Annotated in this window: 15 protein-coding genes and 1 pseudogene; 7 read left to right on the top strand and 9 right to left on the bottom strand. The window is 56.4% G+C overall.

The annotated features are described in order from the left end of the window. Positions 1-35: 35 nt before the first annotated feature. On the bottom strand, positions 36-1,631 hold the full coding sequence (locus ACR0D8_RS12380) for an ABC transporter substrate-binding protein (protein WP_480646815.1): 1,596 nt from the start codon (positions 1,629-1,631) through the stop codon (positions 36-38). Then, on the bottom strand, positions 1,628-2,173 hold the full coding sequence (locus ACR0D8_RS12375) for a helix-turn-helix domain-containing protein (RefSeq protein WP_480646813.1): 546 nt from the start codon (positions 2,171-2,173) through the stop codon (positions 1,628-1,630). Before ACR0D8_RS12375 ends, ACR0D8_RS12380 begins: the two co-directional genes overlap by 4 nt. A gap of 204 nt (positions 2,174-2,377) precedes the next feature. Between ACR0D8_RS12375 and ACR0D8_RS12370 the strand changes: the two genes are divergently transcribed. From ACR0D8_RS12370 to ACR0D8_RS12355, 4 genes are read left to right on the top strand one after another with little or no spacing between them, the layout of a single operon-like run. Then, positions 2,378-3,358, top strand: coding sequence for an ABC transporter permease (locus ACR0D8_RS12370; protein WP_480647116.1), 981 nt, complete (start codon positions 2,378-2,380; stop codon positions 3,356-3,358). Further along, on the top strand, positions 3,355-4,257 hold the full coding sequence (locus ACR0D8_RS12365) for an ABC transporter permease (protein ID WP_480646812.1): 903 nt from the start codon (positions 3,355-3,357) through the stop codon (positions 4,255-4,257). The genes ACR0D8_RS12370 and ACR0D8_RS12365 overlap by 4 nt, the downstream gene beginning before the upstream one ends. Next, positions 4,254-5,075 carry an ABC transporter ATP-binding protein gene (locus tag ACR0D8_RS12360; RefSeq protein ID WP_480646810.1) on the top strand — a complete coding sequence of 274 codons (822 nt, stop codon included), beginning with the start codon at positions 4,254-4,256 and terminating at the stop codon, positions 5,073-5,075. The genes ACR0D8_RS12365 and ACR0D8_RS12360 overlap by 4 nt, the downstream gene beginning before the upstream one ends. Then, complete coding sequence (locus ACR0D8_RS12355; RefSeq protein ID WP_480646808.1) at positions 5,072-5,800, top strand: ABC transporter ATP-binding protein; 729 nt, start codon at positions 5,072-5,074, stop codon at positions 5,798-5,800. Before ACR0D8_RS12360 ends, ACR0D8_RS12355 begins: the two co-directional genes overlap by 4 nt. Before the next feature lie 203 nt (positions 5,801-6,003). Here ACR0D8_RS12355 and ACR0D8_RS12350 read toward each other — a convergent pair whose 3' ends face one another. Both ACR0D8_RS12350 and ACR0D8_RS12345 read right to left on the bottom strand, forming a co-directional pair. Continuing rightward, positions 6,004-6,303: a CcdB family protein gene (locus tag ACR0D8_RS12350; RefSeq protein ID WP_480646806.1), complete on the bottom strand. Its 300-nt coding sequence runs from the start codon at positions 6,301-6,303 to the stop codon at positions 6,004-6,006. Continuing rightward, positions 6,303-6,533 carry a type II toxin-antitoxin system CcdA family antitoxin gene (locus ACR0D8_RS12345; protein ID WP_480646804.1) on the bottom strand — a complete coding sequence of 77 codons (231 nt, stop codon included), beginning with the start codon at positions 6,531-6,533 and terminating at the stop codon, positions 6,303-6,305. The genes ACR0D8_RS12350 and ACR0D8_RS12345 overlap by 1 nt, the downstream gene beginning before the upstream one ends. 174 nt (positions 6,534-6,707) lie before the next feature. Between ACR0D8_RS12345 and ACR0D8_RS12340 the strand changes: the two genes are divergently transcribed. Beyond that, positions 6,708-6,998 carry a transposase gene (locus ACR0D8_RS12340; protein WP_480646802.1) on the top strand — a complete coding sequence of 97 codons (291 nt, stop codon included), beginning with the start codon at positions 6,708-6,710 and terminating at the stop codon, positions 6,996-6,998. Positions 6,999-7,141: 143 nt separating this feature from the next. Then, positions 7,142-7,252, top strand: a pseudogene (locus tag ACR0D8_RS12335) (hypothetical protein); the annotation flags it as partial. A 331-nt stretch (positions 7,253-7,583) separates the two neighbouring features. Here the strand turns inward: ACR0D8_RS12335 and ACR0D8_RS12330 are convergent. Continuing rightward, positions 7,584-7,925, bottom strand: coding sequence for a hypothetical protein (locus ACR0D8_RS12330; protein ID WP_480646801.1), 342 nt, complete (start codon positions 7,923-7,925; stop codon positions 7,584-7,586). A 92-nt stretch (positions 7,926-8,017) separates the two neighbouring features. Here ACR0D8_RS12330 and ACR0D8_RS12325 point away from each other — a divergent pair, with 92 nt between their 5' ends. Beyond that, the gene (locus ACR0D8_RS12325) at positions 8,018-9,703 is read left to right on the top strand and encodes a winged helix-turn-helix domain-containing tetratricopeptide repeat protein (RefSeq protein ID WP_480646799.1); all 1,686 of its coding nucleotides are present in this window, start codon (positions 8,018-8,020) and stop codon (positions 9,701-9,703) included. A gap of 395 nt (positions 9,704-10,098) precedes the next feature. Here the strand turns inward: ACR0D8_RS12325 and ACR0D8_RS12320 are convergent, their stop codons facing one another. Genes ACR0D8_RS12320 through phnC form a run of 4 tightly spaced genes read right to left on the bottom strand, consistent with a single transcriptional unit; the run spans position 10,099 to position 13,422 of the window. After that, a complete protein-coding gene (locus ACR0D8_RS12320; RefSeq protein ID WP_480646797.1) occupies positions 10,099-11,037 on the bottom strand; it encodes an HAD-IIA family hydrolase in 939 nt (312 codons plus the stop codon). Further along, positions 11,001-11,816 (bottom strand): phosphonate ABC transporter, permease protein PhnE, encoded by an 816-nt coding sequence (gene phnE, locus ACR0D8_RS12315; protein WP_480646795.1) that lies wholly within the window; start codon positions 11,814-11,816, stop codon positions 11,001-11,003. The genes ACR0D8_RS12320 and phnE (ACR0D8_RS12315) overlap by 37 nt, the downstream gene beginning before the upstream one ends. Then, positions 11,816-12,631 (bottom strand): phosphonate ABC transporter, permease protein PhnE, encoded by an 816-nt coding sequence (gene phnE, locus ACR0D8_RS12310; protein ID WP_480646793.1) that lies wholly within the window; start codon positions 12,629-12,631, stop codon positions 11,816-11,818. Before phnE (ACR0D8_RS12310) ends, phnE (ACR0D8_RS12315) begins: the two co-directional genes overlap by 1 nt. Further along, positions 12,628-13,422 (bottom strand): phosphonate ABC transporter ATP-binding protein, encoded by a 795-nt coding sequence (phnC, locus tag ACR0D8_RS12305; protein WP_170352080.1) that lies wholly within the window; start codon positions 13,420-13,422, stop codon positions 12,628-12,630. The genes phnE (ACR0D8_RS12310) and phnC overlap by 4 nt, the downstream gene beginning before the upstream one ends. Positions 13,423-13,428 lie beyond the last annotated feature (6 nt).

The following is a 13,428-nucleotide window of genomic DNA, read 5'->3' as shown; positions in this document are numbered from 1 at the left end:
AATGCCGGGAGCGAAAACCGCTCCCGGTTGGTCCATCAGTTTTTTTCGACAAGGCGGTAATAGACGTAATCCGCGTTTGCACCGTTCACGAAACCCTCGACATTGTCCGCCATCGCAACCTGCTTGACCGCCTGGAACATGATTACGAATGGGGCTTCGTCCTGCATTGATTTCTGCAGTTCGATGTACATCTGGTTGCGCTTGTCCGCGTCCTGTTCTGCCAGGGCCGCCTTGGTCTTGTCGTTGATCTCGGCAGGCGGCATCCATGCGTTACGCCAGGTTGTTGTCGATGCGTATTTGTCGTCCGAGTTGTCGGCGTTATAGGCAAAGGCCTTGGCGTTCGAATGGGGGTCCATGAAATCCGGGCCCCAATACAGCAGCATCCCTTCGTGGGTGCGTGCGCGGTACTTTGTGATCACTTGCGCACCTGTACCCGGCAGGATCTCAAAGTTGATCCCGGCTGGCGCGAAAGTCTGCTGCAAACTGGCCGCCATATCGGTAAACGGCGCGGCGTTGATCACGTCAAGCTCGATGGTCAGGGGCAGTTCGACGCCCGCTTCCTCAAGGATCGCTTTGGCCTTGTCCGGGTCATAGCTGAACGGAGTGTCGGTCAGAGAGCCGGGGAAACCTTCGGGCCAAAACGCCTGATGCACCTCCATCTGACCTTTAAGGAAACTGTCGGCCATACCATTGTAATCCACCAGATAGCGCGAGGCCTCCCACAGCGCAGGGTTGGTCAGCGGTTCGTGTTTCTGGTTGAAGCTGAACCAGTGCACCGCGGTCTGCGGATAGGTTTCAACCTTGATATCGGCATTACCTTCAAGACCGGCCACCTGATCGGGGGTCAGGTTCTTGGCCATATCCACATCACCGGATTCCAGCAACAGCCGCTGGGTTGCCGCTTCGGGCGCATGGCGGATCATCACCCGCTCGGTCTTGGGCGCGCCGTTCCAGTAATTCGGATTTGCCTCAAGCATCAGAACTTCGCCCGGCGCGTATCGGGCAAGCGTAAAGGCTCCGGTTCCGGCACTGTTCTGGTTCATCCAGGCGTGGCCCATATCGCCATCAACCTCATTTGCCATCGCGGTTTCAAAATCCACGATAGCTGCCGGACGTGAGGCGAGAACATTCAGCACGAAAGACGGCGCGAAATCACCGTCCCAACGAACCGTGACAGTGTTCCCGTCCACCGTGACCATCTCTTCGAGATTTTCAGCGGACCAACCCAGGTTTTCCAGAATGAAGGCCGGCGCCTTTTGCAGAACCAGAACACGCTTCCAGCTTCCGACCACGTCTTCACCACGCAAAGGATTGCCCGATGTGAATTCTACGCCATCGCGCAGCTGGAACGTTACGGTCTTGGCATCCGCATCAATCTCCCAGCTTTCCGCCAAACCCGGTGCCAGAACAGTGGTGTCTTCGGCGTCATACTGGACCAGCTGGTCATAAGTATTCGTTACGTATTCGCCCGAGGTAAACTCATAAGCCGACGCGGGATCAATGGTCACGATGTCGTCGATATTCTGCGCGATCACCAGCGCATTGGCAGGTGTTTCCGCCAATACCGGAGCGGTCGAAAGGGCAACAATGCTCACCGCCAGCGATCTGGCAATGTCAGGGACGTGTTTCATTGGTCTCTCCTGTTGATGTCGTGATTGTTTTGTGCGCCCGGCTTGGGGCCAAGCAATCTGGGCGAGGTGCCGGTCCACAAGAGTTTGGCCGGCCCATCGCCTACGTTCTCAAAGGCATGCGGGGTATCGCCCATAAAGTGCAGACTGTCGCCCGGGTGCAAAACGAAATGCGTTTCGTCCAGCGTCTGGCGCACGGTTCCTTCCAACACGATAATAAGCTCTTCGCCGACATGAGCGGTGACCTCTGACGCATATCCTGCAGGGATGTGGATTATCAGCGATGACAAGGTTCCGCCGGGCAAAACCGTCGAAATATGTTCGTAAGACAACGACGAATCCGCCAGCGCGAACCGGGGGCGTTCACCTTGCCGGGTTACACTGTCGGCAGGTTTAGGCGTGGAGATGAAGGTATCCACATTCACTCCTAAAGTCGCCGCAAGATTGGCCAGTGTTCCAAGACTCGGTGTCGCCTTGTCCCGCTCAACCTGACTTAGAAAGCCCACCGAGATGCCGGCCTGATCCGCAAGTGTCTGCAGCGTCATGTTAGCCTTGCGGCGCAAATCCCTGATGCGACCACCAAATGCAGGCGGGCGCGCAGAATCTAATTTGGGCATGGGTTGGGACATGAACTCTCCTGCAACAATTTTTGATATTAGTAAAAAAATTTTGATCAGTCAAAAAATCTTGATATTATGGGTGAAACGGAGCCGAACTTGACCCGATCAATCCCCGTCTTCCAGTTCCTTATGACGCTGGTCGTGACCTTTCTCGGCCTGCTCGCGATTACCTTTGTGATCGGGCGGGTGGTTCCGATTGATCCGGTGGTTGCTATTGTCGGCGACAGGGCCAGCGCAGAAACATACGAGGCGACGCGACTGGATTTGGGTCTGGATGATCCCCTTGCCGTGCAATTCATGCACTACGTGACTCAAGTGCTTCGTGGCGAGCTTGGTATGTCGGTTTCCACAGGCCGCCCGGTGGCCGAAGACCTGGCACGCGTGTTCCCGGCAACATTGGAAATGGCCACGATCGGCATCATCATCGGCGTGCTTCTTGGCGTGCCAATGGGTGTTTTCGCGGCGTCCCAGCAGGGAAAGCTGGCGGATCAGGTCATCCGCGTGATCGGTCTGGCGGGTTATGCCATCCCTGCATTCTGGCTGGGGCTTGTTGGCTTGGTGGTCTTTTACGCCAACCTGCGTTGGGTTGGCGGCCCGGGCCGGATCGACTTCTTCCTCGACGGTACGGTGCCGACACGCACCGGGCTATTGCTGGTCGACAGCGTCATCGACGGAAACTGGGACGCACTGGCAAGCGCCATCCATCATATCATCCTGCCAGCGACAATCCTCGGTTTCTTTGCCCTTGCCTATATCGCGCGAATGACTCGCAGCTTCATGCTTGAACAACTGAGTCAGGAATACATCATCACCGCCCGTGTCAAAGGCGTCCCCGAACGGCTGGTCCTGTGGCGTCATGCGTTCCGTCCCATCCGCGTTCAACTGATTACGGTGATCGGGCTGAGCTATGCCGGATTGTTGGAAGGCTCGGTGATGATTGAAACCGTGTTCAGTTGGCCGGGCATTGGCAGCTATCTGACGACGGCCCTTCTGAATGCCGACATGAACGCCGTACTTGGCGCGACATTGGTGATCGGTGCGGTCTTTGTCGGGATCAACAAGACATCTGATGCACTTTATCGCCTGCTCGACCCGAGGGCGCGGTCATGACCGTCCGTCACTATCTGCTTTCCGACGATCCCGAAACACGGATGCAAGCTCGGTTGGGTCAATCCTACAGGCTGGCCCGCGCATTGGCCCGCAACCCGCTGGCCATGGTCGGGCTCTTCATCATTCTGATGTTGTTGATCGTAGCGGCGCTGGCACCGTGGCTCGCCCCTTTTTCACCCATCGAAGGCGATCTGGCGAACCGCCTGCAACCACCATCCGCAACCCATTGGATGGGCACCGATGAGCTGGGCCGGGATATCCTGTCCCGCGTCATTTACGGTGCGCGCATTACCCTGATGATCGTTCTGCTGGTGGCGGTGATTTCCGCCCCGCTTGGCTTGTTGATTGGTACGGTCGCCGCCTATTTCGGCGGCTGGATCGATCGCATCCTGATGGGGCTGACGGATATCTTTCTGTCCTTGCCCCGGTTGATCCTTGCCCTGGCTTTTGTCGCGGCGCTGGGTCCGGGGATCGAAAACGCCGTCATTGCCATCGCCATCACCGCCTGGCCGGTCTATGCACGGATCGCGCGTGCCGAGGTGCTGACATTCCGAAACGCCGAGTTCCTTGATGCCGTACGCATGCAAGGCGCCTCTTCTTTGCGTGTTATCGCGCTTCACGTCGTTCCCTTGTGCCTGTCATCGACCATCGTTCGTGTCACACTCGACATGGCGGGGATCATCCTGACGGCCGCCGGACTGGGCTTCCTTGGCCTGGGCGCGCAACCTCCCTTGCCGGAATGGGGCGCGATGATTTCGCGCGGGCGCTCGTTCATACTTGACCAATGGTGGGTGGCCACCATGCCGGGTTTTGCAATCGTGATCGTCTCGCTGGGTTTTTGCCTGTTCGGAGACGGGCTGCGTGACGTGCTGGACCCAAAACAAAGGTCACGCGGATGAGCCTGCTTTCGGTTGCAAATCTGCGCGTTACCTTCCCCTCGGACCACGGCCCGGTCGAGGTTGTGCGGGGTCTGTCATTTGATCTTGGCCGCGAACGGCTGGGCATCGTCGGAGAAAGCGGTTCGGGCAAAAGCATGACCGGAAGGGCCATCATGGGGCTGATCCCGCCCCCAGGACGCGTGTCCGCGGACCAACTTGAATTCGATGGGACTGATCTGCGCAATCTGCCCGAGGCTGAGATGCGCCGGATGCGCGGCGCGCGCATGTCCATGGTGCTGCAGGACCCGAAATTCAGCCTGAATCCGGTCATTCGTATCGGCGACCAAATCGAAGAGGCCATGGCCGTACACGGTACCAACCACCCGGGTGAACGCCGCCAACGCATGTTGGACGCCTTGCGAGATGTGCGCATCGAAAACCCCGAACGCGTCGCAAAGCTGTATCCGCATGAAGTGTCCGGTGGCATGGGACAACGGGTAATGATTGCCATGATGGTGGTGATGGAACCGGCACTGATGATCGCGGATGAACCCACAAGTGCGCTGGATGTCTCGGTGCGGGGACAGGTGCTGCAGATACTCGACGACCTCGTTCAACGGCGGGGCATGGGCCTGATGCTGATCTCGCACGACCTGAACATGGTGGCGCACTGGTGCGACCGGATACTGGTGATGTTTCAAGGCAAAATTGTCGAAGAACTGGGTTCCGGCGAACTCTACAAGGCCCGGCACCCCTATACCCGCGGATTGGTGGCCAGCCTGCCCAAGATCGATGAAAACCGCACACGCCTTCCGGTTCTGGACCGAGGCGCGCTATGATTCAGGTTCAGAACCTTGCAGTAAAATATGATGAAACCACAATTCTGCATGACGTCTCGTTCAGTGTTGCGGCAGGTGAGAGCTTTGCGCTTGTCGGTGAATCCGGGTCCGGCAAATCGACCATCCTCAAAGCGCTTGCCGGGCAGGTCAAACCGTCCAGCGGCAGTGTGCAGATTGGTTCAAATCCTCAGAAGGGCGCAGATCGCCTGACATTGGCGCGACAGGTTCAGATGGTGTTTCAGGACCCATATGGCAGCCTGCACCCGCGTCGCACGGTCGACGACACACTCAGCGAGCCGCTTGCCATTCACCGAATGCCAGATCGGGACCAGAAAGTGCTGAACATGCTGGATGCCGTGGGATTGCCCCGACGCTTCCGCTTTCGCCTGCCACATCAGCTGTCCGGTGGACAACGTCAACGGGTTGCCATCGCCCGCGCGCTGATGCTTGATCCTCCGGTATTGCTGTTGGACGAACCCACCAGCGCCCTGGATGTCAGCGTTCAGGCAGAGATTCTGAACTTGCTGAAGTCCCTGCACGAAGAAAAAAACCTGACGTTCCTTCTTGTCACACATGATCTGCCGGTTGTCAGTTTCTTGTGTGACAGGCTGGCGATCATGAAATCGGGTCGTATCCTGGGACTTGCGGATGTAGCCACATTGCGTACCGGCAATTTCACGTTTGACTACGGAAAAGAGCTTTTCCAACGATCAGTCGGATACTAATTGAAGACCGCGTGGCTCTGCTTGGTTCCGGGTTTCCTTCCCTTCTCCATCCCTTGGCGGTCACGATGTGCCAGAAACCATCTATTGTCAAATCGACCTAAACTGTCCCATCGGCGCCTATGTCAGACAGGATACTCTACAGTTTCACCTCGAGTTAACTGGTAAGCCGTCAACAGGGCTCTTTGGATGCGAAATTCGTTCCTTCAAAAACCCTGCAAGAGCATGTCAGTGGCATTTGTGATCCGATCAAATTCGTTTCCCAGGTTACCCACTGGTGACTTTAGGATTCCAAATGGAACCGCCGCAAGAAACTGGGTCACCATCACAACCGGTTCGCCGTCAACTTCAAAGATTGGATTGAGACGCGTTGCCGGCTTTGGCGCCTTCGACACTGGCAGGAGCGGCACAACAACTCGGGTGTTCAGATCACTGAGGAGATCAGTCTGGATATCCAGAAGGAAACCATCGCCGGCTGGATTCGTAAAAACATCGTATTTTGGCATCAGAACTGACGAAACCCGTCCAGTGGCAGCCCATGCTCTTCAACAAAGTCATTGGAACTCTTGAGAGCAGCGGCGTTTTCCGCCCTCCATTTTTTTACCTTTGCCACAGTCACCGCCGCACGAACTCCCTCTTCCGCCGCCCGGGACAGATTCACCTTTAATGCCTTAGCCTCGGACAGCAACGCGCTGTCGAGTGACAAATTGGTCGGTTTTCGGGATTGGGCATTCATTTAGCTGGCCTCCATTTGCAGCAAGAATACCGCCACGAGGTATGCGCGTCAAATATGCGTATATTTTGCCTGTATGTCGCTTGATCACCAATGCCTCGACCCTGACACCCGACTTCAAGCGCGATATCAGGTTGGTCTTGACCCCTGAAACTGGTCAGAACGGAGAGTAAATTTTTGGGTATTTTCCGGCACGGGAGGAGTATAGCGATACCGGAGAAGAAATTTAGCGACGAGCAGATTGCCTTTGAGTTGAAACAGGCAGAAGCCGGATCAACGATTGGTGAAATCTGCCGTAAGATGGGGATCACCGACGTCACGTTCTACCGCTGGAATAAGAACTATGCTGGGATGGGCGTGCCGGAGATCCGGCACCTGAACCAGAACAATGACAAGAACACCAAATTGAAGCCGCCGTTCGCCGATCTAACGCACGAAAAGACGATGCGGACACTCTGGCGGTTTTGACTCAATGGAGCATGATATTGTCGGCAGTGGTATCCGAAACCGGTCGATTCTCCGGAATGCGAGTCCATTGGCGTGGGGAGGAGCGGCCACAGGAGTCTGGGCTACGGAGTGCGACAGTCAGCTTCTAACTAGGCTTAGTTACAGCTCGTTACCTTGAGCTTGTGGGACACGAAGGTTCCGTGATCATCGAAGGACCGTTCGCACGAAACTCAGCGTACCGCACAATGTTCAGGCCGCGTCGTCGTCACACGTGATCCCTACGGATAGCGCAACGGGAACAAGCCACTGTGCTGCCCTGCCTGTCGCGGATGGTGAAGCTCAACAAAGTCAGATGCCAACTTTTCCAATTCCTAACAATCAGATAAGGGGTGCATGTTTGAGCCATGCGTATGAGTGGAATGCCTGTCTTCCAGAAACCTGAGCGAGCGGCAGTCCGTTTCTCAGAGCCGTCATTCGAATGTCAATAATTGATAGTCCAACGACCGCATTGCGGACAATTCCGCCATTAGAAATGACCGAAGATATGTCCACATTTTGAAGTGCGTGGGTTTCCCAATTCACCGCGGTTTTGCACCACGACAGTGGTCACCTGTGCGGATCGGTCGGGACTGGATTGAGCGGCACAAATAGGTACTTAACTTTACGTTCGTTGATCAAAAGATGTACCAGCGTGCTTTCCATCTCCGGCGTTGCCGCGGACCGGGTGCACAGATGAAACACATCGCCGACGGCCTGCACAATACGTGGATCGCCGTGGCGAATTTGCGTTTTCAGGTTGCGGATATAATAGCCGTCGGGGTTGGCTTGGATATCCTTCGGCGAAACAGCCTCATTCACATGGCCCGGCCCGCATAACGCGTCGATCCGGCTTTCAGAGTGGGCGACGGCAGCTGTAAGCATCAGAGCGGCGGAAATAATCAGTTTCATCCTGTTTCTCCTCTCGTTTCCCGGACTGACCCGCGCCGCCAGAAGGCTGGTGAGCTTGCCAGCAGCGCGCCGGTTTCGCTAAACTAGGACACGTGGAGGAGCGTGATTTGTCCCGAAAAGGCGGCGAAATCGGCACGAATTCTTCTGAAATCGTTCACCTTGGCGATTTCACCTTCTCTGTTGAAACTCTGGAGATTCAAGACGCTGCCGGAGAAACTGTTGATTTGCGCAGCCAAAGCGCCGACGTACTGGCGGTTTTGGCACGGCATGCCGGGGAAATCGTCCCGAAAGACATCCTGATTGAGAAAGTTTGGGCCGATACTTTTGTGACCGATGACAGCCTGGTCCAGTGCATCGCCGATATCAGGCGGGCGCTGGACGACAAGGATCACAAGCTGGTTCAGACCTTTCCAAAAAAGGGATACAAACTCAACGCGACCCGGGTCGATACCGTTGAAGAGCCCGCTTACGCTGGTGTAGCGCCCTGGACAGGTCTCTTAGCTGGGCGGCGTGGCATCGCAGCGTTTGTGTCGCTGGTCACACTGGCGCTGATCGGCGCAATCTATCTGACGTTCGGTGATCCGCGGCGCAGCGAAAGCAACCATCCTCCCCGCATTGCCGTGCTGGCGTTCGACGATTTCAGCGCGGGCGAGGATAAGGGCTACCTGTCTGACGCGATCGCAGAAGGGATTATCAGTGAACTGGCCCGGTCGCGCTTTTATGACGTGATCGCCCGCAATTCCAGTTTCCGTTATCGCGGCCAACCCATCGACATTCATCAGATCGGCGAAGAACTTGGAGTGCAATACGTCCTAGAGGGCAGCCAGCAAAAGTCAGGTGACAAGCTGAAGGTCACAGCGCAACTCATCGACGCCACTACCGGAGAGCATCTTTGGGCGCACACCTACGATCAGAACATCGGGGATCTGTTTGTTGTGCAGGACCAAATCGTACGTACGCTTGCCGACCGCGTGGGCGAGCGCCTCATGCGCCCAAGCCCGGTGAGCGACCCGGATAAGGTCACCGCCCAACATCTGTTTCTTACGGCCCGTCAGTTCGTCGTCGATGATTTTTCCGAAGCAAGCAACTGGAAAGCCTACGAAACTGTACGAAAAATCTTCGAAGTGGATCCCGACAGCCATTATGCACATCTCGGTATGGTGTTCGTGTATCGTCATGCCGGCGAATTCGGCTGGCATGGCTGGGATCGGCAGGAAGCCTTCGATACAGCGCTGAAGCATGGCCTAAAGGCGCTGGAGATTGCCGCGGACGATCCAAGCACACACTACTTGTTGGCATTGCTCAGAGGCTCGCGCGGCGAAAATGAAGAAGCCCTGGCGCATTACGACAAGGCAGTGGCACTTAATCCCAGCGCGTCACGGTATCTGGCGGCCAGCGCAACTCCGTTGCTTAATGTTGGCCGTACTGACGAGGCCATCGAACGACTGGAACGGGCCAAGGGTATCGACCCTTTCCACTCTCGGAATGTCCATTGGCGGATGGGCTGGGCGCTTTGGCAAAAGGGCGACTGTGAAGGCGCGCTTGATGCTTTTCTGCAAATGGACAAGATCGTGAAGGGCGCGCACCGCATGCTGGCCGCGATCTATGCGTGCCTCGGCGAGGTCGAAAAGGCGCAGGACGCATACAAGGTGTTTTACACCGATGCGCATGAGCCAACAATTGCCGAGCAGCGCGCCGAAAGTATCGACACCTGGACCGCGCCCGGCGCGTTGGAGCGCTACCTGGATCACATGCGCATTGCCGGGATGAAAGACTGACACTGGGCTTGGCGCTCAGGTTCACTCTCGCGTGAAATTCAATCAGTAATTTCAATCACAGCACACATGACCGATCTCGTAACTTCGATGCAGATCTGTCGTTGTGCACCGTCTGGCACAGAGGCTGATCTTCATGCGTCGCGCAGGATTGCTCGAAATGGACTCGCAGTGGCAATTGGCAACAGCGCAGCTCATGCCAAGCACCCTGCCGGGGATCCCGGGAAAACGCGGCCCACACACGACCATCAGGACGTCTTAGGATTTCTTCGGATGCCGCCCACTTTTCGGACATTCGACGCAGGTGCAACATTTTGGAGGCTGATGAACTCACGCATCGAGGACATATCCAACGTTCGAGTTGGACAGAATATCTTTCGAAAAGGAAACTTCTTAACTCACGGCCGGGTTACGACAAAGTTCGGTACTATCCCTGCCTTCTTGATCGCGGCTTCGACGTCATGCTCAGCGAAGAACCCAAATCCGGAGATCAGCGCCGAAACTACGCCGGCATTTCGTGCGCCCAGAACGTCGGTGTGCAGGCTGTCGCCAACCATCAGTACCCGGGACTTGTCGATGTGCCCGAGGCGTTGGAACGCAAGATCAAAGATGTTGCCGAAAGGCTTTCCAAAGAATTGTGGGGCGACACCTGTCCGGTCTGCCAGCCGGTGCGCGAAAAGACCGGGCTCTTTGGAAAATCCGTACTCGCGCGGGGCGACAATGTCGGGGTTGCCGACCATTACCGGGCGGGGACGCTCCAGCAAGGCGGTCTCCAACATGGCTTGGCGCGTTTCGGTCCAAGCTGCTGACCCGATCATCAGAAACCCGTCGACAGATTCGTAAGGTTTCGGGTCATCCTCTAGGTAGGATAGTTTCAGCCCCTCCAAATCGCGCAGTCCGGCGCTGGGTGTCGCCATCAATCCCCAATGCAGCCCATTTTGGCCGTTTAGTTCAGACAACAAGGTGGCCCGGCTGGTGATCACGTCCTGTGGCGCGAAGTCATAACCAAGCCTGGTGTATTTTTCTAACAGAGTCGCGTGCGGAAAACCTGCAGCATTCGACACGACCAGAACACGCTTTCCGGCGGCTTTCAGTGACCTGACCCGATCTGGAGTGTCCGGGATCGCCGTATCTCCAATATTGAGGACCCCGAAGGCGTCGAGGAGGAAGACGTCGAATTCATCGGCTATATCCTCCAGCGTCTCAGCCTGACGATAACTCAACTCAGCAGGTCCGGTTTCCGGAAGGCGATGCCGCACAGCCTCGTAGGCATCAAAAGCCTCTTGCGCTGAGAACCCGGTCAAATGATGGCCCCTCGGACTTTCGCCGAAACCCATTCACTGATCATGACCGCGACAAGAATAACAATCAGGATCAGGCTGACTTGCGGCCAGGCCAGAACATTTAGCGAAGCCGACAATTGCAATCCGATGCCCCCGGCACCAACCAGCCCCAAAACCGTGGATTCGCGGATGTTGATATCCCACCGGAAGACCGCGATGCCAGCAAAAGCGGGCAGGATTTGCGGAACGATCCCGTAAGCCATGACTTGCCAGCGCGACGCCCCTGTTGCCGTGATCGCTTCGACCTGCGTGTGATCAATTTCCTCAATCGCTTCATAAAGAAGCTTTGCACAGAACCCGATTGAACGGATGGCGATTGCTATGACACCGGCAAAGACACCCGGACCAATAATCGCGATCAAAAGCAGTGCCCAGATCAGCGAATTGATCGAACGGGTCGAGACAATGATCAACAGGGCAATGGGCCGGATGAACAAAGCCGATGGCGTGGTGTTGCGGGCCGCCAGAAAGGCAACCGGCACCGCCATGCACAGGGCGATGATTGTACCCAGGGTAGCGATGTTCAGAGTGTCCCAGATTGGGCGACCCAACTGGGTGATATAATCCCATTTGGGAGGCGTTGCGCGGGTCCAGATATCGTTGGCAATGCGGGGCGCGTCCCAGACGAAAAACCAGGTCGTCGATTCCGAGATAAGCTGCCAACAGTAAACAAAGACCGCCACGCCCAACAGCCAGCCGAACCATCGAACCAGGCTCTGACCGGTCGTCCGCCGGCGCCAGATCTGCGTAACGTCGCGTTCAAGTACCGGCATTACTGTACCCTCGCCCGGATAATTCCGGAAAGGTATTCAAGTGCCATGACGATCCCGATGATGAGGATCAGAATGGCCGCTGCCGTGTCGTATTCATAGCGATCAAACGCCGTGTTCAACGTTGCACCGATACCGCCGGCCCCCACGAGACCGAGAATTGCGCTTTCGCGAAAATTGATGTCGATCCGGTACATGGAAAGCCCAACAAGTCGCGGCATCACCTGCGGCTGAACCCCATAGTTGATCCATTGTGGCCAACGCGCGCCAGACGCTTTGATCGCCTCGGCCTGGACCTTGTCCATCGCTTCGATATCCTCGGCCAGAAGTTTGGACAGGAACCCGATTGTCGCGAAGGACAGCGTCAGAAATCCGGCCAGTGGACCAAAGCCGAAGATAGCCACCAGCAGAATGGCGACGATGATCTCTTGCAAAGCCCGGCTTATCGCGACAATGCCGCGGCAAATCATGTAGATCGGCAACGGGGCAATATTGCGTGCGGCCCCCAGCCCAATCGGGATCGAAATCAGGATGCCCACGACCGACGCGGCCACGGTCATTACGATGCTCTCCAGAAGGCCGCTCCAAATATCTGACCACCGCGAAATGAAGTCCGGGCTGGTGAACGCAAGGACGAACGCCCATCCCCGGTCCAGCCCTTCATAGACCCGGCCCCAATCAACTTCGATGGTCATAAAGGCCGCGATCAGGTAGGCGAAAAAGCCAAGAAACAATGCCCAGCGGAGCAGTGGGTTTTTAACAAAGGCAGGCTTACGCCAGCCTTTTCCAAGCATGTCGTCCAGTTCCGGGTGGCTCATTCCGCAGCCTCGACATCTTCATCTTCGTCTACTTTTTCGATGGTCGCTTCCCAGTCTTCCTCCCCATAGATTTCGGTCAGCTTCTCGGGGGTAAGACCAGTTGGCAGCCCATCATATACGATTTCGCCAAAGCGGAGACCCACGACACGGGGAACAAACATCTGGGCGAGTGCCACATCATGGATATTGATAATGGCCGCCAATCCTCGTTCCTGACACAGCTCGGTGATCAGGCGCATAATCTGGCGACTGGTCTTTGGGTCCAAAGACGCGGTTGGTTCATCGACCAGCAGCAATTTCGGGTTTTGAATCAAGGCGCGGCAGATGCCAACCCTTTGGCGTTGACCACCCGACAACTCATCCGCTCGTTTATCCGCCATGTGCAACAGTCCCACCCGATCAAGCAGGCGGAAGGCCTCATCCACATCCGACTGCGGGTAACGCCGCAGGAAGCTGCGCCAGAACCCCACATATCCCAGCCGGCCGGACAAAACGTTTTCCATCACCGTGAGGCGTTCTACCAAGGCATATTCCTGAAAGATCATACCCATTTCGCGGCGCGCTTTCCGCAGCGCGCCCGAGCCGAGTTTGGTCAGGTCCACGTCATCCAGAAGGACACCGCCGCTTGTGGGTTCGACCAAGCGGTTTATGCAACGGATCATGGTCGACTTGCCCGCGCCCGAGGGTCCAATCAACGCAAGAACCTGTCCTTTTGGAACCTCAAGATCGATGGCCTTCAGCGCCTGATCTCCGGTCTTGTATGTTTTCGTCAGCTTTTGAAGACGCAGCATAAAATG

The organism is Ruegeria sp. BG10, assembly GCF_056538575.1.
Note: the sequence above shows the minus strand (reverse complement) of the source record. Positions and strands in the feature narration are given on the sequence as shown.